Origin of the sequence: Sphingopyxis lindanitolerans, from assembly GCF_002993885.1 — a bacterium.
Taxonomy (GTDB): Bacteria; Pseudomonadota; Alphaproteobacteria; order Sphingomonadales; family Sphingomonadaceae; genus Sphingopyxis; species Sphingopyxis lindanitolerans.
This window is the reverse complement of sequence record NZ_CM009578.1, coordinates 1,294,837-1,317,793: the sequence shown is the minus strand read 5'-3', so window position 1 is coordinate 1,317,793 and position 22,957 is coordinate 1,294,837. Positions and strand designations below refer to the sequence as shown.

At 66.3% G+C, this 22,957-nt stretch carries 19 protein-coding genes; 14 read left to right on the top strand and 5 right to left on the bottom strand.

What is annotated here, in order from left to right:
• Positions 1-114 precede the first annotated feature (114 nt).
• Positions 115-825 (top strand): head GIN domain-containing protein, encoded by a 711-nt coding sequence (locus tag CVO77_RS06305; RefSeq protein ID WP_106000686.1) that lies wholly within the window; start codon positions 115-117, stop codon positions 823-825.
• A 240-nt stretch (positions 826-1,065) separates the two neighbouring features.
• On the opposite strand, the gene CVO77_RS06300 is transcribed toward CVO77_RS06305, so the two are convergent.
• The gene (locus CVO77_RS06300) at positions 1,066-1,869 is read right to left on the bottom strand and encodes an SDR family oxidoreductase (RefSeq protein ID WP_105998378.1); all 804 of its coding nucleotides are present in this window, start codon (positions 1,867-1,869) and stop codon (positions 1,066-1,068) included.
• 111 nt (positions 1,870-1,980) lie between these two features.
• Here CVO77_RS06300 and CVO77_RS06295 point away from each other — a divergent pair, with 111 nt between their 5' ends.
• The 8 genes from CVO77_RS06295 to CVO77_RS06260 all read left to right on the top strand — a co-directional run bounded on the left by CVO77_RS06295 (position 1,981) and on the right by CVO77_RS06260 (position 11,491).
• Positions 1,981-2,493 carry a hypothetical protein gene (locus CVO77_RS06295; RefSeq protein WP_105998377.1) on the top strand — a complete coding sequence of 171 codons (513 nt, stop codon included), beginning with the start codon at positions 1,981-1,983 and terminating at the stop codon, positions 2,491-2,493.
• A 275-nt stretch (positions 2,494-2,768) separates the two neighbouring features.
• Positions 2,769-3,032, top strand: a complete 264-nt coding sequence (locus CVO77_RS06290) for a hypothetical protein (RefSeq protein ID WP_105998376.1) — start codon at positions 2,769-2,771, stop codon at positions 3,030-3,032.
• Between the two features lie 117 nt (positions 3,033-3,149).
• Positions 3,150-5,885: a preprotein translocase subunit SecA gene (gene secA / locus CVO77_RS06285; RefSeq protein WP_105998375.1), complete on the top strand. Its 2,736-nt coding sequence runs from the start codon at positions 3,150-3,152 to the stop codon at positions 5,883-5,885.
• Between the two features lie 115 nt (positions 5,886-6,000).
• A complete protein-coding gene (locus CVO77_RS06280) occupies positions 6,001-6,735 on the top strand; it encodes a sulfite exporter TauE/SafE family protein (protein ID WP_105998374.1) in 735 nt (244 codons plus the stop codon).
• A gap of 422 nt (positions 6,736-7,157) precedes the next feature.
• Positions 7,158-8,612, top strand: a complete 1,455-nt coding sequence (locus CVO77_RS06275; protein ID WP_420822533.1) for a circularly permuted type 2 ATP-grasp protein — start codon at positions 7,158-7,160, stop codon at positions 8,610-8,612.
• 199 nt (positions 8,613-8,811) lie between these two features.
• The gene (locus tag CVO77_RS06270; protein ID WP_105998373.1) at positions 8,812-9,756 is read left to right on the top strand and encodes an alpha-E domain-containing protein; all 945 of its coding nucleotides are present in this window, start codon (positions 8,812-8,814) and stop codon (positions 9,754-9,756) included.
• A 152-nt stretch (positions 9,757-9,908) separates the two neighbouring features.
• Positions 9,909-10,712 (top strand): transglutaminase family protein, encoded by an 804-nt coding sequence (locus CVO77_RS06265; protein ID WP_105998372.1) that lies wholly within the window; start codon positions 9,909-9,911, stop codon positions 10,710-10,712.
• Positions 10,713-10,759: 47 nt separating this feature from the next.
• Positions 10,760-11,491 carry a proteasome-type protease gene (locus CVO77_RS06260; protein WP_105998371.1) on the top strand — a complete coding sequence of 244 codons (732 nt, stop codon included), beginning with the start codon at positions 10,760-10,762 and terminating at the stop codon, positions 11,489-11,491.
• 33 nt (positions 11,492-11,524) lie between these two features.
• Here the strand turns inward: CVO77_RS06260 and acs are convergent, their stop codons facing one another.
• Positions 11,525-13,486 (bottom strand): acetate--CoA ligase, encoded by a 1,962-nt coding sequence (gene acs, locus CVO77_RS06255; RefSeq protein WP_105998370.1) that lies wholly within the window; start codon positions 13,484-13,486, stop codon positions 11,525-11,527.
• Between the two features lie 97 nt (positions 13,487-13,583).
• Between acs and amaB the strand changes: the two genes are divergently transcribed.
• Entirely contained in the window at positions 13,584-15,083 is a 1,500-nt protein-coding gene (gene amaB / locus CVO77_RS06250) for an L-piperidine-6-carboxylate dehydrogenase (protein WP_105998369.1), read from the top strand.
• Positions 15,084-15,192: 109 nt separating this feature from the next.
• Here amaB and CVO77_RS06245 read toward each other — a convergent pair whose 3' ends face one another.
• From CVO77_RS06245 to fsa, 3 genes are all read right to left on the bottom strand, one after another.
• Positions 15,193-16,695: an acetyl-CoA acetyltransferase gene (locus tag CVO77_RS06245; RefSeq protein WP_420822532.1), complete on the bottom strand. Its 1,503-nt coding sequence runs from the start codon at positions 16,693-16,695 to the stop codon at positions 15,193-15,195.
• On the bottom strand, positions 16,696-17,499 hold the full coding sequence (locus tag CVO77_RS06240; protein ID WP_105998368.1) for an enoyl-CoA hydratase-related protein: 804 nt from the start codon (positions 17,497-17,499) through the stop codon (positions 16,696-16,698).
• A 228-nt stretch (positions 17,500-17,727) separates the two neighbouring features.
• Positions 17,728-18,378 carry a fructose-6-phosphate aldolase gene (gene fsa, locus CVO77_RS06235; RefSeq protein ID WP_105998367.1) on the bottom strand — a complete coding sequence of 217 codons (651 nt, stop codon included), beginning with the start codon at positions 18,376-18,378 and terminating at the stop codon, positions 17,728-17,730.
• A gap of 209 nt (positions 18,379-18,587) precedes the next feature.
• Here fsa and radA point away from each other — a divergent pair, with 209 nt between their 5' ends.
• The 4 genes from radA (at position 18,588) to CVO77_RS06215 (ending at position 22,927) form a co-directional block, all read left to right on the top strand.
• Positions 18,588-19,958, top strand: coding sequence for a DNA repair protein RadA (radA, locus tag CVO77_RS06230; RefSeq protein ID WP_105998366.1), 1,371 nt, complete (start codon positions 18,588-18,590; stop codon positions 19,956-19,958).
• Positions 19,959-20,067: 109 nt separating this feature from the next.
• Positions 20,068-20,628 carry a CvpA family protein gene (locus tag CVO77_RS06225; RefSeq protein WP_192878875.1) on the top strand — a complete coding sequence of 187 codons (561 nt, stop codon included), beginning with the start codon at positions 20,068-20,070 and terminating at the stop codon, positions 20,626-20,628.
• Positions 20,625-21,053: an iron-sulfur cluster assembly scaffold protein gene (locus CVO77_RS06220; RefSeq protein ID WP_105998365.1), complete on the top strand. Its 429-nt coding sequence runs from the start codon at positions 20,625-20,627 to the stop codon at positions 21,051-21,053. Before CVO77_RS06225 ends, CVO77_RS06220 begins: the two co-directional genes overlap by 4 nt.
• Complete coding sequence (locus CVO77_RS06215) at positions 21,050-22,927, top strand: cation:proton antiporter domain-containing protein (RefSeq protein ID WP_105998364.1); 1,878 nt, start codon at positions 21,050-21,052, stop codon at positions 22,925-22,927. Before CVO77_RS06220 ends, CVO77_RS06215 begins: the two co-directional genes overlap by 4 nt.
• Positions 22,928-22,957: the final 30 nt, after the last annotated feature.

The following is a 22,957-nucleotide window of genomic DNA, read 5'->3' as shown; positions in this document are numbered from 1 at the left end:
TCAAAATAGCACCGGCTGGAGATGGGTCCCCGCCTTCGCGGGGACACACGACAGGTTATCCTCCCTCCCGAACATCCTGTGGCGCTGCCGCTGCGAACGCGGTATGGCGGCGCCATGACCAGCATTTTGCGCCTGGCCGCCGTCGCGGCCGCCGCCCTGCTGCTTTCCGGACCCGCCGCCGCGGCCGAGAAGCGCTATGGCCTCACCAGTTTCGAGACGATCGAGGTCAGCGCCGACGTCGATGTCGAAGTGGTGTCGCGCGCGCCGGTCAGCGCGGTGGCGACCGGCTCGACCGACGCGCTCGACCGGCTGACGCTCGGAACCCGCGACGGACGGCTGGTGATCGGCGAAAAGAAATATGCGGGCGACGAAAATCGCCGCACGCCGCCCGGCGCGGTGACGATCCGCATCAACGCCGCGAACCTGCGCTCGGCGACGCTCGCGGGGGCGGGATCGCTGCACATCGACCGGCTGCGGGGCGCGCGCGTGACGATCGGGCTGCGCGGGCCGGGGCGGGTGAGCGTCGACGCCATCGATGCCGACCGGCTGAACGTCGCGATGATCGGCAACGGCACGATGACGCTGGCGGGCAAGGCCAAGCAGGGGCAGATGACGCTGTCGGGCGCGGGGGTGGTCGATGCCGGCAAGCTCGCGGTCGACGATCTGGTCAGCGACAGCGAAGGCGCCGGCGATCATATCTTCAATGCGGTCAAGACCGCGGCGGTGACGACGCGCGGGGTGGGCAAGACCGTCGTCCTCGGAAAGCCCGCCTGCACCGTGCGCAACCTCGGCAGCGGGGCGGTGAGTTGCGGGTCGGGGAAATAGCGGCGGAGGGTTTCGACCGGTTGTTGCCGCAATCAGCGTGGCGAGCCGTCATGGAAGCCGCATCCCCGAGCGAAGACGAGGGGCTCTGCCGAGCGAAGTCGAGGCAGCGGAGGCGCGCGGTTCTCGCTCCGCTCGAACGTGCCCCTCGTCTTCGCTCGGGGATGCGGTCTATTGGGTTTCCCCTAGGAGAGCCACGGCCGCTTTTCACCCCAATGCAGGCATTGGTGCGTCAGACCGGCGTCAGTGCGCCGCCGCGCCCAGCCCGTCGATCTTCTTCGATTGCCGGACGATCAGCCCGGGGAAGAAGCGCGCGAGGCGTGACAGGCGTTTGGCCATCTTGCCGACGGGGACATGCACCCTGGCGCCGTGCACCGCCTCCCACGCCGCCTCGGCGACGCGCTCGACGGGGACGATCTCGAACCCGCTGGCCGACAGGCGATTGCGCGCGGGTTCGTTGCTGTCGGCGCTGACCTGGTCGAGCAGCGGGGTGTCGATGAAGCCGGGCATCAGCGAGCGGACCTTGATGCCATGCTTGGCGAATTCGATCTCGAGCGCTTCGGTCAGCCCGCGCACCGCGAATTTGGTCGCCGAATAGACCGCGAGCCCGGCGACGCCGTAAAAGCCCGACGCCGATCCGGTGTTGAGGATCGTCGACCCCGGCGTTGCGCGCAGCAGGGGCAGCGCGGCATAGGTGCCGTTGACGACGCCGCCGAAGTTGATCGCGATGATGCGGTCGGCCTCCTCCGGCGCCATGTCGATATATTGGCCGCCGGTCCCGATGCCGGCGTTGTTGAACAGCACGTCGAGGCGTCCGCCGCTCGCCACTGCAAAAGCGTCGAGCGCGGCCTTCCACTGGTCGCGGTCGCGCACGTCCATGACGTGGCGCGACGAAGCCCCCTCGGGCAGCAGCGCGGCGGTTTCGTCGATCCCCTGCGCGTTGACGTCGGCGATGCCGACGAACCAGCCCTGCTTCGCGAAATGGCGCGCCGTCGCGCGGCCGATGCCCGAACCGCCGCCGGTGATGAAGATCGCCTGTCGTGCCACGCCCGCTCTCCCTTACATTCGTGTCAATGCGAGAAGAGGACAGGTTGACGTGAACGTCAAGCCGCAATCGCGGCTTGGCAAGGCGGCGGCGGGGTCGCTATCAGGGGGCCGATGTTTCGCCTGCGCCTGATGCTCCTGACCTTGCTGGCCTTTTGCCTGGGCGTCGCGCTTCCCGCCGAGGCCGCGGTCACGGTCAGTTTCTACAGCCATGATTTCGGCGACCGCTTTCCGCACGCCTTCATCACGGTCCAGGGCACGCTCGACGGCAGCGGGCAGGCGGTCGACGATAATTTCGGCTTCACCGCAAAGAACGTCAGCCCGGCGATCCTGTTCGGGTCGGTGAAGGGCTATGTCCAGACGTCGAAGGCCGATTATATCGCTAAGAGCGACCGCCAGTTCAGCGTCGCGATCGACGACGCGACCTATGCCCGGCTGATCGCCAAGATCCGCGAATGGCAGGACCGCGAGCAGCCGAGCTATAGCCTGAACAAGGCCAACTGCGTCCATTTCGTGATGGAACTGGCCGAGGTCGTCGGGCTGAAGGTCAACCGCAAGAGCAAGTTTTTCAAGAAGCCCAAGAGTTTCCTTCAGGAAGTGAAGGGGCTGAATCCGGGGTTGGAGTGAAGGCGGCCTGCAAACCAAAGCCGACCCCCTATCTTTCGTCGCCCTGACCTTGTTTCAGGGTTCATGGCCTGCCCATTCCCCAGACGAGTGCCGGATGCGCGTTCGGGCCATGGATGCTGAAACAAGGTCAGCATGACGAATTGGAAAGACGGCGGGCTATTCCCACGCCCGCCCGCGCGCTTGCTCTGGACGCCGCGCGCATTTCACCCTATGTTCAGGGAACGGGGCGCAATAATCCGGGCTCCGGACGTGTGGAGGGGCGATTTTTGCGGTTATTGCTGACTCTTTTGGCGCTGCTCACCGGTTTTGCCACGGCGGACCGGGCCGTTGCCGCGCCCGCCGTTCCGATGGCGATGGGGTCGCTCGTCCTGCTGGCCGAAAGCGCGAGCAAGGCCGACACCGGCGATAGCGAACACCGCCCGGTCGCCACCCCGCCCACTCGCCGTTCGAGCAGCGGCGTCAGCAGCGGCAAACCGCGCAAGGCGGCGCCGCCGCATCTTCCCGGCCTGTTGCCTGGCGTCGACCGCGCGCTCGAATAGCGGCACCGGCTTGCCCTGAAATAGGGCCGTTCCCCCTGCGCCTCGCGGGGGGTTTTCTTTATAGTCCATGCGGCGCCCATGCCGCCCACATCGCATCGAAATCCAAGGAAATTCCCTATGTTCGGCAGTCTTGCCAAGAGCCTGTTCGGCTCGTCCAACGAGCGTTATGTCACTTCGATCCGCAAGATCGTCGCAAAAATCAATGCTTTCGAGCCGCAGTTCGAAGCGCTGAGCGACGATGACCTGAAGGCGCAGACGCAGACGTTCCGCGACCGGCTGGCGGCCGGCGAGACGCTCGACGACCTGCTTCCCGAGGCGTTCGCGACGGTGCGCGAAGCGTCGAAGCGCACGCTCGGCATGCGCCATTTCGACGTGCAGATGATCGGCGGCATCGTCCTGCATCGCGGCGAGATCGCCGAGATGGCGACGGGCGAGGGCAAGACGCTGATGGCGACGCTGCCCTGCTATCTCAACGCGCTCGAGGGCAAGGGCGTCCATGTCGTCACCGTCAACGACTATCTCGCCAAGCGCGACGCCGAATGGATGAGCGCGGTCTATGGCTTTCTGGGCCTGACCACCGGCATCATCATCCCCAACCTCAACGAGATGCAGCGGCGCGAGGCCTATAACAGCGACATCACCTATGCGACGAACAACGAGCTGGGGTTCGATTATCTGCGCGACAATATGAAGTTCGACCGCTCGCAGATGGTCCACCGCGAATTCAGCTTCGGCATCGTCGACGAAGTCGATTCGATCCTGATCGACGAAGCGCGCACCCCGCTGATCATCTCGGGCCCGACCGACGACAAGTCGGAGCTGTACATCCGCGTCAACGAGGTCGTGAACCAGCTCGTCGAAGATGATTATGAAAAGGACGAGAAGGCGAAGTCGATCAGCCTGACCGAGGACGGCACCGAGCATGTCGAGCGATTGCTCGAAGACGCGGGCCTGCTCCAGGGCAGCAACCTTTATGATATCGAGAACACGCAGGTCGTCCATCACGTCAACCAGGCGCTCAAGGCGATCGTGATGTTCAAGCTCGACACCGACTATATCGTCAAGGACGGCAAGGTCGTCATCATCGACGAATTCACCGGCCGCATGATGGACGGCCGCCGCTGGTCCGACGGCCTGCACCAGGCGGTCGAGGCCAAGGAGGGCGTCCAGATCGAGCCCGAGAACCAGACCCTCGCCTCGATCACCTTCCAGAATTATTTCCGCATGTATCCCAAGCTTTCCGGAATGACCGGCACCGCGGCGACCGAAGCGGCCGAATTCTTTGAAATCTACAAGATGAACGTCGTCACCATCCCGACCAACCGCCCGATCGCGCGGCAGGACAATGAGGATGAATTCTACAAGAATATCACCGACAAGTTCGGCGCGATCGCGCGCACGATCCGCGAGGCGCAGGAAAGCGGCCAGCCCGTTCTCGTCGGCACCGTGTCGATCGAAAAGTCGGAGCTGCTCTCCTCCTTCCTCGAAAAGGAAGGCGTCGCGCACAGCGTCCTCAACGCGCGCTTCCACGAGAGCGAGGCGCATATCGTCGCGCAGGCGGGGCGCCGCGGCGCGGTCACCATCGCGACGAACATGGCGGGCCGCGGCACCGACATCAAACTCGGCGGCAGCGAAGAATTCCGCATCGACGACGAGCTGAAGGACGTGCCCGAAGGCCCCGAACGCGACGCCGCGATCGCGCGCATCAACGCAGAAGTCGCCGCCGACCGCGAAGCCGTGAAGGCGGCGGGCGGGCTGTTCGTGCTCGCGACCGAACGCCACGAAAGCCGCCGCATCGACAATCAGCTGCGCGGCCGTTCGGGGCGTCAGGGCGACCCCGGCCTGTCGAAATTCTACCTCTGCCTCGACGATGATTTGCTCCGCATCTTTGGCCCCGACACGCTGTTTTCCAAGATGATGAACAAGAATCTGGAGGATGGCGAGGCGATCGGGTCGAAATGGCTGTCGAAGGCGATCGAGACCGCGCAGAAGAAGGTCGAGGCGCGCAACTACGACATCCGCAAGCAGGTCGTCGAATATGACAACGTCATGAACGACCAGCGCAAGGTCATCTATGAACAGCGCGGCGAGATCATCGACAGCGAAACCGTCGACGATGTGATGGCGGAGATGCGGGCGGAAACGGTGAACGCGATCATCGCCGACGCCTGCCCGCCGGGAAGCTATCCCGAACAATGGGATGTCGAGGCGATGAAGGAGCGCGTCGCGAACATCCTCGACCTGTCGCCGCCGATCGACGACTGGATGCAGGAGGATGAGGTCGATCCCGAAATGTTCGAGACGCGCCTCCAGGACCTGGCCGACGCCGCGGCCGCGGGCAAGGCGGCACAGGTCGACGAGGATACGTGGCATAATGTCGAGAAGTCGGTCCTGATCCAGACGCTCGACCATCATTGGAAGGACCATCTGTCGACGCTCGACGCGCTGCGCCAGGCGATCTTTCTGCGCGCCTATGCGCAAAAGCAGCCGATCAACGAATATAAGCAGGAAGCCTTTGCGCTGTTCGAGCGCATGCTCCAGAATATCCGCGAGGATGTGACGCGCACGGTGGCGCGGATCGATTTCCAGTTCCAGGAACCCGAAGCGGCGGCGCTGCCCGACCTGCCCGATTTCCTGACCACCCACATCGACCCCTTCACCGGCGAGGACAACAGCGCCGACCTCGACGCGGGCGGACTGGGCGTGATCGCGAACACCCTGCCGCCGATGCAGGCGCCGCGGCCCGACCTGCCCGAGGGGGACAATCCCTATGCGGCGCTGGAGATCAGCCGCAACGCGCCATGCCCGTGCGGGTCGGGGCGCAAATACAAGCATTGCCACGGGGTGCTTTGACGTCTGCTGGTCCTTATCCTAATCGTCATCCCGGCGAAGGCCGGGATCTCTCCGTCTCATCCATACGCACCGGCGAGATCCCGGCCTTCGCCGGGATGACGACAGGGGGTAGAATATGACCAGCCTTGCCGCCCTCTTCGGTCTTACCGCGCTGCTCTATGCCGCGGTCGGGTTCGGCGGCGGGTCGACCTATACCGCACTGCTGCTGCTCGGCGGCGTCGCGGTCGGGCTGGTGCCGGCGATCAGCCTCGCGTGCAACGTCATCGTCGTCACCGGCGGCACGATCCGCTTCGCGCGCGCCGGGGCGATGCCGTGGGCGAAAGCGCTGCCGCTGATCGCGGTCGCGGCGCCGCTCGCCTTTCTGGGCGGGCTGACCCCGGTCAAGCAGGGCCTGCTCATCCTCCTGCTCGGCCTGTCGCTGCTCGCTTCGTCGCTGGCGCTGATGTTCCAGCCGCAGGCGGCGAAGCCGGTCGCGCTTTCCGCAAAGCTGTTGCTGGCGATCGCGGCGGCGCTCGGCTATCTTGCCGGTGTCGTCGGCATCGGTGGCGGCATCTTCCTGGCGCCGATCCTTCACCTCGTGCGCTGGGCGGAGGCACGTTCGGTCGCCGCGACCGCGAGCCTGTTCATCCTCGTCAACAGCCTGTTCGGGCTGACCGGCCAGCTCATCAAGGGCAAGGGCGAGGCGATGATCCACGCGATCGCGGGGCATTGGCCGCTGCTGATCGCGGTGCTGATCGGCGGTGCGATCGGGACGCAGCTTGCGGTCCGCGCCGGCGGCGCGACCCTGATCCGGCGGCTGACCGCGCTGCTGGTCGGGTTCGTCGGGGTGCGGCTGCTTTTCGGGTTTTAGAGCAAACGGCACGAAATCTGAATCACCCCGTTTCCCCGAGCGAAGACGAGGGGCCCGTTCGAGCGGAGCGAGAACTCCAGCGTTGCAGCCTCGACTTCGCTCGGCAGAGCCCCTCGTCTCGCTCGGGGAAGCGGGGCAGATTTAACGCACGATGCTCTAACCAATAGCTGCGTGCTCCGGCGAAGGCGGGAGCCCATCGCCGGTCAGTGCAAGACGGAACCGGCAGGAGATGGGTCCCCGCCTTCGCGGGGACACGAAAGCATTTTCAATTGGTTGGAATGTTTTGACCCATCTTGCCTTCCCGTGCGGCGGTGCTAGCATCCCCTCCATAAGCTTGGCGGCCGCGTAGCCCCAAAGCGACGCAGCAGGCAGGAACTTGAGGGGCCGCACGCCCGACCAGCGCGCGCGGCCGGATCGGCGGCATGATGCGTGGAAAGGGCTGGGGCATTTCCTTTTTCGACGAAATGACGGGCCATGGGGATTCCGGGCAGGCGGGCGAGATCCGTCCGCCCTATCGCGATTATCACCACTGGTTCGAGCGCGAGGATGCGGCGCGCATCCAGCGCAAGACGCAGCAGGCCGAGGCGCTTTTCCGCACCACCGGCATCACCTTCAACGTCTATGGCGACGACGATGGCGACGAGCGGCTGATCCCTTTCGACGTCGTCCCGCGCATCATTTCAGCAGGCGAATGGCGGCGGCTGTCGCGCGGCATCGAGCAGCGGGTGCGGGCGCTGAACGCCTTTCTCCACGACATCTATCACCGGCAGGAGATTCTCCGCGCCGGCCGCGTGCCGACCGACCTGATTTCACGCAACGAGGCGTTCCTGCCGATGATGATGGGCATGGACCCGCCGGGCGGCGTCTATACGCATATCAGCGGCATCGACATCGTGCGCACCGGCGCGGATGAATTTCATGTGCTCGAGGATAATGCGCGCACCCCGTCGGGCGTCTCCTACATGCTCGAAAATCGCGAGACGATGCTCCAGATGTTTCCCGAGCTGTTCGCGAAGATTTCGGTGCGCGAGGTCGGCGATTACCCGCTCAACCTGCTCAAATCGCTGGCGGCCTGCGCGCCGCCGCGATGCGGCGGCACGCCGACGGTCGCGGTGCTGACGCCGGGCATCCACAACAGCGCCTATTTCGAGCATAGTTTCCTTGCCGACCAGATGGGCGCCGAACTGGTCGAGGGGCACGACCTGCGCGTCGTCGCGGGGCGCGTCCAGATGCGCACGACACAGGGCTATCGCCCGATCGACGTACTCTATCGCCGCGTCGACGATGATTTCCTCGACCCGCTCAATTTCCGGCCCGACTCGCTGCTCGGCGTCCCCGGCATCTGGGACGTCTATCGCGCCGGCGGCATCACCATCGCCAATGCGCCGGGGACGGGGATCGCCGACGACAAGGCGCTCTATAGCTATATGCCCGACATCATCCAATTCTATACGGGCGAAAAGGCGCTGCTGCCCAATGTGCCGACCTGGCGCTGTTCGGAGCCGGGGCATCTGAAGGAAGTGCTCGACCGGCTTCCCGAACTGGTGGTCAAGGAAGTGCATGGATCGGGCGGCTATGGCATGCTTGTCGGTCCAGCCGCGAGCCGCAAGGAGATCGCCGCGTTTCGCAGGAAGCTGGAGGCGAACCCGGCCAATTATATCGCGCAGCCGACGCTGTCGCTGTCGACCGTGCCGATCTTCACCAAGGCGGGGCTCGCGCCGCGCCACGTCGATTTGCGCCCCTTCGTGCTGATGTCGCCGCAGGGCGTCACCATCACCCCCGGCGGCCTGACGCGCGTCGCGATGAGCAAGGGGTCGCTGGTGGTCAATTCGAGCCAGGGCGGCGGGACCAAGGACACCTGGGTGCTGGAGGATTGATGGCGGTGGCACTCATCTCTCGCGCGTCCTCCAACCCCCTCCCACAAGCGGGAGGGGCAGCGAGGCTTGGCGGCTTGCCGCCTGGCCGCAGCGGGGTGGGCAGGCGACGGCGCAAAAATGCCCACCCCGCTGCGACTAGCGAGCAAGCTCGCAAGTCTCGCTGCCCCTCCCGCTTGCGGGAGGGGATGGAGGGGCGCCCATGCTAGGCAAGACCGCCGGCTCGCTTTACTGGATGGCGCGCTATCTGGAGCGGAGCGAGAATAATGCCCGGCTGATCGATGCGGGTTTCCGCATCGCGCTGACGCGGTCGAACACCGCCGAGGCCGAATGGCGGTCGGTGCTGGTGACCGCGGGGCAGGATGGCCGGTTCCGGCAGGCGCATGACGAGGATTACAGCTCGCAGCGCGTCGTCGACTTCATGCTGCGCGATCCCGCCAATCCGTCGAGCATCCTGTCGGTGGTCAAGCAGGCGCGCGACAATGCGCGCACCGCGCGCACCTATTTGACGCGCGAGGTGTGGGAGGCGGTCAATACGAGCTGGATGACGCTCGGCACGCTGTTGAAGCGGCAGGTGCGCGAGGACGATTTGCCCGACGTGCTCGCGGCGATCCGGCGCCAGAACGGCCAGGTGCGCGGGGCGCTGACCGGGACGATGCTGCGCAACGACGGCTTTCATTTCGCGCAGTTCGGCACCTTCCTCGAACGCGCCGACAACACCGCGCGCATCCTCGACGTCAAATATTATCTGCTGCTGCCGTCGGTCGCGCATATCGGCGGCTCGATCGATAATGTGCAGTGGGAGACGATCCTGCGCTCGGTGTCGGCGCACCGCGCCTATCGCTGGCTTTACGGGGCGGAGATCAGTGCGCTGAAGATCGCCGAATTCCTGATCCTCTATCGCCAGATGCCGCGCAGCCTGGCGTTCTGCTGCGAGCGGATGGAGGAGCATCTGGCGCATATCCAGCGCGGCTATGACGACGAGACCGAGGCGGGACGGATGGCCGCGGCGCTGTGCCGCGACCGGCTGTCGGCGCCGATCCAGGCGATCTTCGACGGCGGTCTGCACGAATATCTGCGCAGCTTCCTCGCCGCCACCGCCGCCCTCGCGCGCCAGGCCGAGCGCGATTATCGGTTCGTGGAGTAGGGGGGATGGTTTTGGATGTATTCCCTTCCTGTTTCCCCGCGAAGGCGGGGGCCATCTCCTGCCGTTCCGTTACCGGGCAGCGTCTGTCGAGAGCGAAAGGCCGGATGATGGACCCCCGCCTTTGCGGGGGAACATAGAATAATGAGGATTCCATGCGGCTGCGCGTAGATCACACCACCCATTATCATTTCGACGGGCATGTCGCCTATGCGCTCCAGCAGCTGCGCCTGACGCCGAAGGAGCGACCGGGGCAGCAATTGATCCACGACTGGACGATCGCGGTCGAGGGGGGCGAGCATCAGCTTCATTATACCGACCATCAGGGCAATGGCGTCGATCTGGTGGCGGTGCACGGCGGCGCGCGCGAACTGATCCTTCGCTGCACCGGCGATATCGAACTGGTGACGTGGGACGGGGTGATCGGGGCGCATCGCGGCGTGATGCCGCTGTGGACCTTCCTCCGCCCGACGCCGCTGACCCGCGCGGGGCGCGGGGTGCGCGCGCTGACGGCGGGGCTGGGGCGCGATTTTGCGTCGGATATCGAACGCGCGCACGCGCTGTCGGTGCTGATCCTCGACAAATTGCCCTATCGCATCGGCGTCACCGATGCCGAGACGACCGCCGAGCAGGCGCTCGCGGGCGAAGGCGGGGTCTGCCAGGACCATAGCCATATCTTCATCGCCGCGATGCGCCACCTCGGGCATCCGGCGCGCTATGTCTCGGGCTATCTGATGATGAACGACCGCACCCAGCAGGATGCAACCCACGCCTGGGCCGAGGCGTATTTCGACCACATCGGCTGGATCGGCTTCGACGTCAGCAACGGCCATTCGCCCGACCAGCGCTATATTCGCGTCGCGACCGGCCTCGACTATCAGGGCGCTGCCCCGGTTCGCGGAATGCGCTATGGCGGCGCGCAGGAAAATCTGGTTGTCCAATTGCAGGTCCAGCAATAAGCGGGCCGGTGCGACGGTAAGCCATCCGGGCGGGGAAGCGGGATTCGATGACCTATTGCGTTGGTATGCGACTCAACAAGGGACTGGTGTTCATGTCGGACACCCGCACCAACGCGGGCGTCGACGACATCTCACAGGTCCGCAAGATGCGGAGCTGGCACGTGCCGGGCGAGCGCGTCATCACGCTGATGTCGGCGGGGAATCTCGCGACGACGCAGGCGGTCGTCAGCCTGCTCGACGAGCGCAGCAAGGCGCCCGAGGACCGGCATCCGTCGATCCTCGCCGCGCCGTCGATGTTCCAGATCGCGACGACCATCGGCGAGACGCTGCGCGGTATCGTGATGCGCCACAATGATGAAGGGCCCGCCGCCGAATCGCTGTTCCGCGCCTCGTTGATCGTCGGCGGTCAGATCAAGGGCGCCGAACCGCGCCTGTTCATGATCTATCCCGAGGGGAATTTCATCGAGGCGGGCGAGGACAATCCCTTTTTCCAGATCGGCGAAACCAAATATGGGCGCCCGATGATCGTCCGCTCCTACGATCCGGCGATGTCGTTCGAGGATGCGGTGAAATTGCTGTGCGTGTCGTTCGATTCGACGATCCAGGCGAACGCCGGGGTCGACCTGCCGATCGACCTCAAGGTCCATGAGCGCGACGATTTCGTCAGCGTGCGCGAACGGCGGTTCGAGCGCGACGACGCCTATTACCAGAGCGTCGCTGACGGCTGGGCCGAGGCGCTGGGGATCGCGCTGGCCGAATTGCCCGACTTTCATTTCTGAAATCCCCCTCCCGCCAGCGGGAGGGGAGAAGATTTACCTGTTCTTCCGTCCCTCGATCAGCCCGTCGACCAGACTCGGGTCCGCCAGCGTCGAGGTGTCGCCGAGCGATCCGAAGTCATTTTCGGCGATCTTCCTGAGGATACGGCGCATGATCTTGCCGCTGCGCGTCTTGGGGAGCGCGGGGGTCAGGTGGATATGGTCGGGGGTGGCGATCGGGCCGATTTCGGTGCGGACCTGCTGCTTGAGCGCCGCGACGATGGTGTCGGTCGGCTCGACCCCGGCGTTGAGCGTGACATAGGCGTAGATACCCTGGCCCTTGATGTCGTGCGGGAAGCCGACGACCGCGGCCTCGGCGACGAGGTCGTGGAGGACGAGCGCGCTTTCGACCTCGGCGGTGCCCATGCGGTGGCCCGATACGTTGATGACATCGTCGACCCGCCCGGTGATCCGCCAGTAACCGTCACCGTCGCGGCGGCAGCCGTCGCCGGTAAAATATTTGCCCTTGTAGGTCGCGAAATAGGTCGCCGCGAACCGCTCATGATCGCCATAGAGCGTGCGCGCCTGCCCCGGCCAGCTGTGGGTGAGGCAGAGATTGCCCTCGGCGACGCCGCCCTGTTCGTCGGCGAGCACCGCGCCCTCGGCATCGACGAGTTGCGGGCGGACGCCGAAGAAGGGACGCCCGGCGCTTCCCGGCTGCATCGCGTGCGCGCCGGGCAGGGTGGTGATCATGATCCCGCCGGTCTCGGTCTGCCACCAGGTATCGACGACGGGGACGCGGCCTTTGCCGACCACCTGGTGATACCAGCGCCACGCCTCGGGATTGATCGGCTCGCCGACGCTGCCGAGCAGGCGCAGCGACGACAGGTTGTGGCGCGTCACATAATCGTCGCCCTCGCGCATCAGCGCGCGGATCGCGGTCGGCGCGGTGTAGAGGATGTTGACCTTGTGCTTGTCGACGACCTGCCAGAAACGGTCGTGGTCGGGGTGGTTGGGCACGCCTTCGAACATCAGGCTCGTCGCGCCATTCTGAAGCGGGCCATAGACGACGTAGCTGTGGCCGGTGACCCAGCCGATATCGGCGCTGCACCAGAAAATCTCGCCGGGGCGGTAATCGAAGCCATAGAAGAAGGTCGAGGCGACCCACACCGCATAGCCGCCGACGGTGTGGAGCACGCCCTTGGGCTTGCCGGTCGAGCCCGAGGTGTAGAGGATGAACAGCGGGTCTTCTGCCCCCATCGGCTCGCACGGGCAGGTGTCGCCGACGTCGGCCGACACCGCGTCATACCAATGGTCGCGGCCTTCCTTCATCGCGACGTCGCCGCCGGTGTGGGCGATGACGAGCACCGCCTGCACGTCCACCCGTTCGAGCGCCTTGTCGACGTTGGCTTTCAGCGGGACGGTCTTGCCGCCGCGCAGCCCTTCGTCGGCGCAGATCACCCAGTCGCTGGCGCAATCCTCGATCCGGCCGTGGATCGCCTCGGGCGAGAAGCCGCCGAAGATGACGCTGTGGACCGCGCCGATGCGCGCGCAGGCGAGCATCGCGGCGGCGCCCTCGGGGATCATCGGCATATAGATGGTGACACGGTCGCCCTTTTGGACGCCCATTTTCTTGAGCGTGTTCGCAAAGCGGATGACGTCGGCGAGCAGCGCGGCATAGCTGATGTGGCGGGTTTCGCCGTCGGGGGCGTCGGGTTCGAAGATGATCGCGGTGCGGTCGCCATGGCCCGCGGCGACATGACGGTCGAGCGCGTTGTGGCAAAGGTTGAGGACGCCGTCCTCATACCATTTGATCTCGACCGGGTCGAAGGACCAGCCGGCGATTTTCGTCGGCGGCGTCACCCAGTCGAGCCGCTTCGCCTGGTCGGCCCAGAAGGCATCGGGGTCGGCGATGCTCTGGGTATAGAGGCGCTCGTAATCGGCGGCGGTGCAATGCGTGATCGCGGCGGCGTCGGCGGGAACGGGAACGAAGGGTTCGGAGGGGGGTAGGTCGGACACGTCTGCTTCTCCCGCTTTCGATTTGACTCGGTTGCGGGCTGCGATAACCCGCGAAACATAAACTGCAAGCGCGCTCTAGCGTCAGAAAGGATAGAAGATGGCCGGAATCGGCGAAGAGGTTGGGCGATTGCTCGACGCATTGGGCGTCACCCGCGCGGCGTGGAGCGACGGGTCGATGCCGTCGCTGTCGCCGCTGACCGGCGAGCAGGTTGCGACCGTACAGCTTGTCGATGCGGCCGATATCGACGCGGCGCTCGATCAGGCAACCGCCGCGTTCCGCGCGTGGCGCCATGTCCCGGCGCCGCGCCGCGGCGAACTGGTGCGGCTGTTCGGTGACGAACTGCGCGCGGCGAAGGACGATCTGGCCCGGCTGGTGACGATCGAAGCCGGGAAAATCGCGTCCGAGGGCGCGGGCGAGGTGCAGGAGATGATCGACATCTGCGACTTCGCGGTCGGGCTGTCGCGCCAGCTTTACGGCCTGACGATCGCGACCGAGCGGCCGGGGCACCGGATGATGGAGGTGTGGCACCCGCTGGGCGTCGTCGGGGTGATTTCGGCGTTCAATTTTCCGGTCGCGGTCTGGGCGTGGAATGCCGCGCTCGCGCTCGTCTGCGGCAACAGCGTGGTGTGGAAGCCGTCTGAAAAGACGCCGCTCACCGCGCTCGCCGTCCAGGCGATCTTCGCGCGCGCGGCGGCGCGGTTCGGCGATGCGCCCGCGGGGTTGTCCGCGCTGCTGATCGGCGGACGCGAGGCGGGCGAGGCGCTGGTCGACGATGCGCGCGTCGCGCTGGTTTCGGCAACCGGATCGACGCGGATGGGCCGCGCGGTCGCGCCGCGTCTGGCGCAGCGTTTCGCGCGCGCGATTCTCGAGCTTGGCGGCAATAATGGGGTGATCGTCGCGCCATCGGCCGACCTCGATCTCGCGCTGCGCGGCGTGGCGTTCGGCGCGATGGGAACGGCGGGGCAGCGCTGCACGACGACGCGGCGCTTGTTCGTCCACGACAGCATCTACGATAATTTCGTCGCGCGGCTGAAGGCCGCCTATGCCAGCGTCGCGGTCGGCAATCCGCTGGAGGGCGAGGTGCTGGTCGGGCCGCTGATCGACCGCGCGGCCTTTGAGGCGATGCAGGAGGCGCTCGCGGCCGCCAGCGCGGCGGGCGGCGTCGTTCACGGCGGCGAGCGCGTCGGCGAAGGGGCGAGCTTTTATGTCCGCCCCGCGCTGGTCCTGATGCCGGGGCAGATCGGGCCGGTGCTGGAGGAGACCTTCGCGCCGATCCTCTATGTCATGCGCTATGACGATCTGGACGCGGCGATCGCGCAGCATAATGATGTCGCGGCGGGGCTGTCGTCGGCGATCTTCACCACCGACCTGCGCGAGGCCGAACGCTTCCTGGCGGCAAGCGACTGCGGCATCGCCAACGTCAACCTGGGAACGAGCGGGGCCGAGATCGGCGGCGCGTTCGGCGGCGAAAAGGAAACCGGCGGCGGGCGCGAAAGCGGGTCGGACGCGTGGCGCCAATATATGCGCCGCGCGACGAACACGGTGAATTACTCCGACGCGCTGCCGCTGGCGCAGGGGGTGTCGTTCGAACTTTAAAGATTCCCCTCCCGCAAGCGGGAGGGGTTAGGGGAGGGCATGTCGCTCTCCCGCACCTCGGCTTGAAACAGACCCTCCCCCGACCCCTCCCATAAATGGGAGGGGAGGATCAGGTCGCTCGCCAGCCGTAGCCTTCGTCGAGCGCGACGATCTGTCCCGCCGTGCCGACCGGCTCCCTCGTCCCATCGGTCAGGAAAGCCAGCATCGCGGCGTCGCTCACATCGACATGCGCCAATGTCCGCTCGCCCCCGGGCGTTCGCGCTACCACCACGCCGGCTTTCGGCGCGCCGTCGCGGCCATAGAACACCGTATAGCTTTCGATCGTCGCCGGCCCGGCATAATCTTCGACCAGTTCGGGCACCGTCCCGCGCTTTTCCTCGGCTTCGGCCTGATAATCGAAATCCTGCGGGAAGCTGGCGGCGGCGATCGGCGCGTTCCCCAGCACGATGCAATGATTGTCGGTCGCAAAGCCGCCATTGGCGAACAGGAAGCCATAACGGCCTTCGCTCCGCAGTTTTTGGACCATCGAGACGACCGCGTGGCTCATATAATTGGCGATCGGGCCGCCGCCGAAGGTCAGGCCGCCGAACAGGCTCACGGGGCGATCCCACGGCCAGCCGAGGATGCGCCGCGCCATTTTCGGCACGCACGGAAAGCAGCTGTAAAGTTCGACGCAGTCGAAATCGTCGACGGTCATCGCGTTGAGCGCGAGCGTGCGCGTGATCGACGTCTCCATGCTGACGCTGCCGTCGTAGCGGTCGCGGGCAAGGATGCTGGGTGGTTCCTTGGCCGCCGCGCCCATGCCGACATAGATCAGCCGATCCTCGGCGATGCCGCGGCGGCGCGCTTCGGCAAGGCTGGCGACGATAAAGCCCGCGCCCTGGTTCACCGACGAATTGGCGACCATCAGCTTCGAATAGGGAAAGGCGATCGGGCGGTTGCGCTCATCGACGCGCAGCATGTCGGCGGGGGAGACGGGTTTGCGGATCCATGCGCCGTCGTTCGCGGCCGCGACCTGGGAAAAGCGCGACCAGATTTCGGCGCTTTCGGCCTGCGCTTCCTCAAGGCTTTGTCCCCACGCGGCGCGGGTCGCGTTTTCATAGAGCGGATAGACGTCGACCGGCGCGGCGAGGCCGTGCTTCTGCGCATAATTGGGTTCGCGCCGCGTCGCGACCTGGCGCACCGCATTATAGCTCTTGTCCTCGCCGCTTGCGGCCTTGGCGGCGCGGCCGGCGGCGGTGCGCAGTGCCTCAGCCCCGACGATCGCGGCGAGTTTGACCTCGCCCGAACCGATACGGTTCGCGGCTTCGTTGAGCAGGCGCACCGGCGTGTCGCCGTGCGGCGCGGCCGACTGATAATTGATCGCCGGATTGGCGCCAATCGCGGCGGCGAGCGGTTCGCAGAGCTTGCCGAGATGGTGGAAGCTGATCTGATCGACGATCGCGAGGCTGTCGAGGTCGGCCAGCGACACGCCCGCGTCTTCCCCGGCAAGCTTCAGCGCCGCGACCATCAGGCCGAGCGAGTCGAGCCCCTGGTCGGGGTCTTCGGGCCGGTCGTTGACCTGCCCGACGCCGATGATGACGGGAATACGCTCGGGGTCGGTCATCGCCATCTAGCGCGCTTTCCATTCGGGCTTGCGTTTCTGTGCGAAGGCCAGCGGTCCTTCGCGGGCATCTTCGCTGCGCATCAGCGCGTTGCGCTCGATGCTGTTATGCTCCCAATAGGGCGCGTCCGCCGCGATGCGCCCGTCCTGAATGCCGAGCGCGACGCGCTTCGACGCCTGCACCGACAGCGGCGCGTTGGCGGCGATCTTTTCGGCGAGGGCGATCGCGGTCGGCAGCAGGTCGGCGAGCGGGACGACATGGTTGACCAGCCCGAATTCGGCGGCGCGCGCGGCGGGGATCGGGTCGCCGGTGAGCATATATTCCATCGCCAGCTTGCGCGGCAGTTGCTGCGCGAGGCGAAAGGCGCCGCCCGCCGCCGCGAACAGCCCGACCTTGACCTCGGGCAGGCCGAATTGTGCGTGGGTTGCGGCGACGATGATGTCGCTCATCAGCGCGATCTCGCAGCCGCCGCCAAAGGCGAAGCCGTTGACCGCGGCGATGATCGGCTTCGAGATCGGGTGTGCGACCATGCCGGCGAAACCCCAGGCGAGCTGGGCCGGGTCGCTGGGCTGGAGGCTTTCGCCGCGCGACAAGGCGACGAGGTCGGCGCCCGCGCAAAAGCTTCGGTCGCCCGCGCCGGTGATGACGACCGCGCGGATGTCGGAGTCGGCTTCCGCTGTTTCGAGCGCGGTGCCGATGCCGACATGGACCGCGGCGTTGACCGCGTTGCGCGCTTCGGGGCGGTTGATCGTAACGATCAGGACGTGCCCGCGGCGTTCGGTGAGGATGGCGGGGGCGGCGGTGTCGGTCATGCGAATCTCTCCCTTTGGGGGGAGTATCGGCGGGAGTTGACGTTTACGTCAATTGGAAAGCCCGAGAAGCGACGCCGCCAGCCTCCATTTCCCCCGTCATGCTGAACTTGTTTCAGCATCCATGGCCAGCACTCTCCTTCGACACCGCGTCGGAGGAAGCGACCGGCCATGGACCCTGAAACAAGTTCAGTGTGACGAGATTTGGAAGCAGTTTGCCTAAATGACGGCTCAGATCGACTGTCCGGTTTTGGCCCAATCGGCGAGGAAGCCTTCGATGCCCTTTTCGGTGAGGATATGCTTGAACAGTCCCTTGATGACCGAGGGGGGCGCGGTCATCACGTCGGCGCCGATCTTGGCGGCTTCGAGGACGTGGATGCCGTGGCGGACGCTCGCGACGAGGATTTGGGTGTCATAGGCATAATTGTCGTAGATCAGGCGGATGTCGGCGATCAGCTGCATGCCGTCGAAGCCATTGTCGTCGTGGCGCCCGACGAAGGGCGAAACGAAGGTCGCGCCGGCCTTCGCGGCGAGCAGCGCCTGCGCCGCCGAGAAGCAGAGCGTGACATTGACCATCGTGCCGTCGCTGGTCAGCGCCTTGCAGGTCTTGAGCCCGTCGATCGTCAGCGGCACCTTGATGCAGACATTGTCGGCGATCTTGCGGAGGATCTCGGCCTCCTTCATCATCGTTTCATGGTCGAGCGCGACGACCTCGGCCGACACCGGGCCGGTGGTGAGCGCGCAGATTTCGCGGGTCACCTCCTTGAAGTCGCGCCCCGACCTGGCGATCAGCGACGGGTTGGTCGTCACCCCGTCGAGCAGGCCCGTCGCGGCGAGGTCCCGGATGTCGGCGATGTCGGCGGTGTCGGCAAAGAATTTCATGGCGCGGGCTTTCTTGTGCGAGGCGATTCGGGATTGCGACCGCCCTATAACCCTTTCGTCGTCATTGCGAGCGGAGCGAAGCAATCTCCAGCCATCGGCCTTTGCGCAAGGTCGATGGCTGGAGATTGCTTCGTCGCCCGCGGCTCCTCGCAATGACGGAGAGAGCAAAAGCACTGGCGTTCCATCTTTGTTCCGATTATGCGAACCGCATGGCCAAAGCGAAACGCCAATATGTCTGCCAGAATTGCGGTTCGGTCAGCTATCGCTGGCAGGGGCAATGCGCCGATTGCAGCGAGTGGAACACGCTGGTCGAGGAGGCGGGGGAAACCGTCTTTTCGGCCAAGCACGACCTCAGCCGCGGCGGGCGCACGCTGGCGCTCGAAACGCTGGGCGCCGACAGCAAGATGCCCGACCGGATGCTCTGCGGCATCGCCGAGTTCGATCGCGCGATGGGCGGCGGCTTCGTCGCGGGGTCGGCAACGCTGATCGGCGGCGATCCAGGGATCGGCAAATCGACACTGTTGTTGCAGGCGGCGGGACGGCTCGCCAAGGCGGGCCGGTCGGTCGTCTATATCAGCGGCGAGGAAGCGGCGGCGCAGGTGCGACTGCGCGCGCAGCGGCTGGGGCTCGGCGATGCGCCGGTCGCGCTCGCCAGCGCGACCTCGGTGCGCGACATCCTCGCAACGCTTGACCGGCAGACCGCCGATTTCGTCGTCATCGATTCGATCCAGACGATGCACAGCGACCTGATCGACAGCGCGCCGGGCACCGTGAGCCAGGTCCGCGCGAGCGCGCAGGAACTGATCCGCTATGCCAAGGACAGCGGCGCGGCGATCGTGCTCGTCGGTCATGTGACCAAGGACGGGACGATCGCGGGGCCGCGCGTCCTCGAACATATGGTCGACACCGTGCTGGCGTTCGAGGGCGAGCGCAGCCACCAATATCGCATCCTGCGCGCGGTCAAGAACCGCTTTGGCGGCACCGACGAGATCGGGGTGTTCGCGATGGGCGAAGAGGGGCTGGGCGAAGTCAGCAACCCGTCGAGCCTGTTCCTGACCGACCGCAGCCGCGACGTGCCGGGATCGGTGGTGTTTCCCGCGCTCGAAGGCACGCGGCCGGTGCTGGTCGAGGTGCAGGCGCTGACCGTCCGCCTCGCGAGCGGGGCGACGCCGCGGCGCGCGGTCGTCGGCTGGGACAGTGGGCGGCTGGCGATGGTGCTCGCGGTGCTGGAGGCGCGCTGCGGGCTCCAGATGGGCGCCGCCGAAGTCTATCTCAATATCGCCGGCGGCTATCGCCTGACCGATCCCGCCGCCGATCTTGCGGTCGCGGCGGCGCTGATTTCGGCGTTCAGCGAGCGGCCGGTGCCCGCCGACGCGATCGTCTTTGGCGAATTGTCGCTCTCGGGCGAAATCCGTCCCGTCGCGCATGATGCGCTGCGTCTGCGCGAAGCGGCGAAGCTGGGTTTTTCAAGGGGCTGGGGGCCGAAGGGGATGAAGCCCGTGAACGGGATCGGCGTTACGGGCTTTTCCCGGCTCGGCGAACTCGTCGACCTGATGCTTGGCCGTGCCGGGGGCGATTGATCCATTGCTCGACTATGTGCCTGCCGATCACCTATTGCAAAATCCGTGTCTCCCCGCGAAGGCGGGGACACGCTAGGCTTACTCTTTTTATTCAAGGACGACCGCGCAATTGTCCAATCTGACGGCCCTCGATATCCTTGTGCTGACCTTGGTCGGCGGCGGTGCCGTGCTCGGTTTTGTGCGTGGGCTGGTGCAGGAGGTGACGAGCCTTCTCGCCTGGGTGCTGGCGATCGCCGCGGTGCGCTTTTTTCATCCGCTGGTCACCGACTTCGTCTCGCGCTGGATCGCGGCGCCCGGCGGCGCGGCGATGCTCGCTTTCGTGATCCTGTTCGGCGGGGTTTTCGCGCTCGCCAAATGGGGATCGCGGACGATGGGCCAGCGCAGCCGGGCGTCGCTAGTCGGCGGGTTCGATCGCGGGCTTGGCGCCGGGTTCGGTGCAGTCAAAGGGCTGATCGTCGCGACTCTGCTCTTCATGGCCGCGACGCTGCTCTATGATATCGGCTACGGCAATGCGCAGCGCCCGGCGTGGATAACCGACAGCCGCAGCTATCCCGCGCTGAGCGCGACGAGCGCGGCGCTGAGCAAGGTGATCGCCGAGCGGCGCGCCGAGGCGCGATCGGCACGCGACGAGGCCGACAAGCCGGCCGCCGACGGGGCGAGCGGGCGATGAGCGGCGCGCTCTATAATCGCGACATATTGGCGCTCGCAGTGGGATCGGCCGACTTTCCGCCACGCGAAGCGGGGCGGCACCGCATCTCGGCGCGCGCGCCGCTGTGCGGCAGCGCGATCATCCTCGATGTCGATACCGGCGACGATGGCCGGGTGAGCGGCATCGGCATGCATGTCGAGGCGTGCGCGCTGGGCCAGGCGTCGGCGACGTTGCTCGCGCGCCACGCAGCCGGAAAAAACCTGTCCGACATCCGCGCCGCGCGCGCCGCGATCGCGGACTGGTTCGCGGGCGAAGCCGGTCTGCCCGACTGGCCGGGTTTCGATCTGCTCGCCGCCGCGCAGGACTATCCCGCGCGGCATGGCGCGATCCTGCTGCCGTTCGACGCCGCGGTCGCGGCGCTCGAGGAAGAGGCCGCACCGGCATGACGCTTGCCGCCCTCGCCGCCGGAGCGGCCGGGGCTGTCGGCGAAACCGCGACCGACGCCGCGCTGCTCGAAGGCGCGATCCTGCTCGGGGTCGCGACCTTTTTCGTGCTCATCTTTCGCCGCCTCGGCCTGGGTGCGGTCCTCGGCTATCTGATCGCCGGGGCGCTCGTTGGGCCGCATGGGCTGGGGCTTGTCGGCGGCGGCGAATCGAAGCTGGCCTTTGCCGAGATCGGCATCGCCTTCCTGCTGTTCCTCGTCGGCCTCGAATTGCACCCGCGGCGCTTGTGGAATCTGCGGCGCGCGGTCTTCGGGCTCGGGTTCGCGCAGGTTGTCGTCACGGGGGCGGCGCTTGCCGGGCTGATCTTCGCGACGCTCGGTTTCAGCTGGCAGGCGGCGCTGGCGCTCGGCCTGCCGCTGGCGCTTTCGTCGACCGCGCAGGTGCTGCCGAGCCTCAAAAGTTCGGGGCGGATCAATTCGCCCTTCGGCGAAAAAGCGTTTTCGATCCTGTTGTTCCAGGATTTGGCGATCGTGCCGATGATCACGATCATCGCGGCGCTGTCGCGCGCGCCCGCCAACCCGTCGGCGCCGCCGGGGTGGCAGATGGCGCTTACCACCGTCGGCGCGATCCTGATCCTCGTGCTGGTCGGCCGCTTCGTCGTCAATCCGCTGCTTCGCCTCGTCGGCCGCTATGGCGAGCGCGAGCTGTTCGTCGTCGTCGGACTGCTCGCGGTGCTGGCGAGCGCGGCCTTCATGCACAGCCTCCACCTGTCGACCGCGCTCGGCGCGTTCGTGGCGGGAATGATGCTCGCCGACTCGCCTTATCGGCACGAGATCGAGGCCGATGTCGAACCGTTCCGCCTCGTGCTGCTCGGCCTGTTCTTCCTCGCGGTCGGCATGGTGCTCGACGTCGGGGTCGTCGTGCAACGACCGCTGCTCGTCCTCTCGCTTGCCGCCGGGCTGGTCGTGGTCAAGGCTGCGGTGCTGACCATCCTCGTCCGCCTGTCCGGCAAGCCCTGGAGCACGGCGTTCGGCCTTGGCCTGCTGCTCAGCCAGGGCGGCGAATTCGGCTTTCTGCTGTTTACCCAGGCCGCCGATGCGCTGCTCGTCGCCCCCGCGGCGGCAAGCCTGTTCAGCGCCGTCGTCACGCTGTCGATGATGACGACGCCGTTCCTGATGCTGTTCGCGCGCGGCCTCGAGTTTTCGCCGGGCAGCGATGCCGATCTCGACGACCCCGAAAACGCGCCGCGCGGATCGTCGATCGTCATCGGATACGGCCGCTTTGGGCAGATCGTCGCGCAGATGCTCCACGCGGTCGATTGTTCGGTGACGCTGATCGACAAGAAGCCGAGCCAGATCGAGCTGTCGGGGCGCTTCGATACCAAAGTCTATTTCGGCGACGGGCTGCGCATCGACGTGCTGCGCCGCGCGGGGGCGGAGGAAGCGCGGCTGATCATCTTTTGCACCGACGACCGCGGCATCGACGCCGCCGCGCTCGCGCCGATCGTCGCCGCCTTCCCCAATGCCCGCGTGCTGACGCGCGTGTTCGACCGGCGGCAATTGCTCGCGATCGACGGGGCGGGAGCGGTCGGCGCGGTGCGCGAAGTCTTTGAAAGCTCGATCGCGCTCGGCATGCTCGCGCTCCAGCAGATCGAGGTCGAACCGCGCGAGATCGAGGATGTCGAAATGGCGCTGCGCCAGCTCGATGCCGAACGGCTCGGCATGCAGATCAGCGAAGGCGACCTCGGTGCGGGGCGCGATTACCGCTTCGTCGCGGGCGGCGGGAGGCAGGCGACCAGCGTCCTCGAAGCGCTGCGTGAGCGGCGGCAGGCCGCGAAACGGGCGCGCGAGGAAGAGGAAAGCGATCAGGCGGCCTGACTTTGATAACCTCGCCCTTGCTTCGCTTCG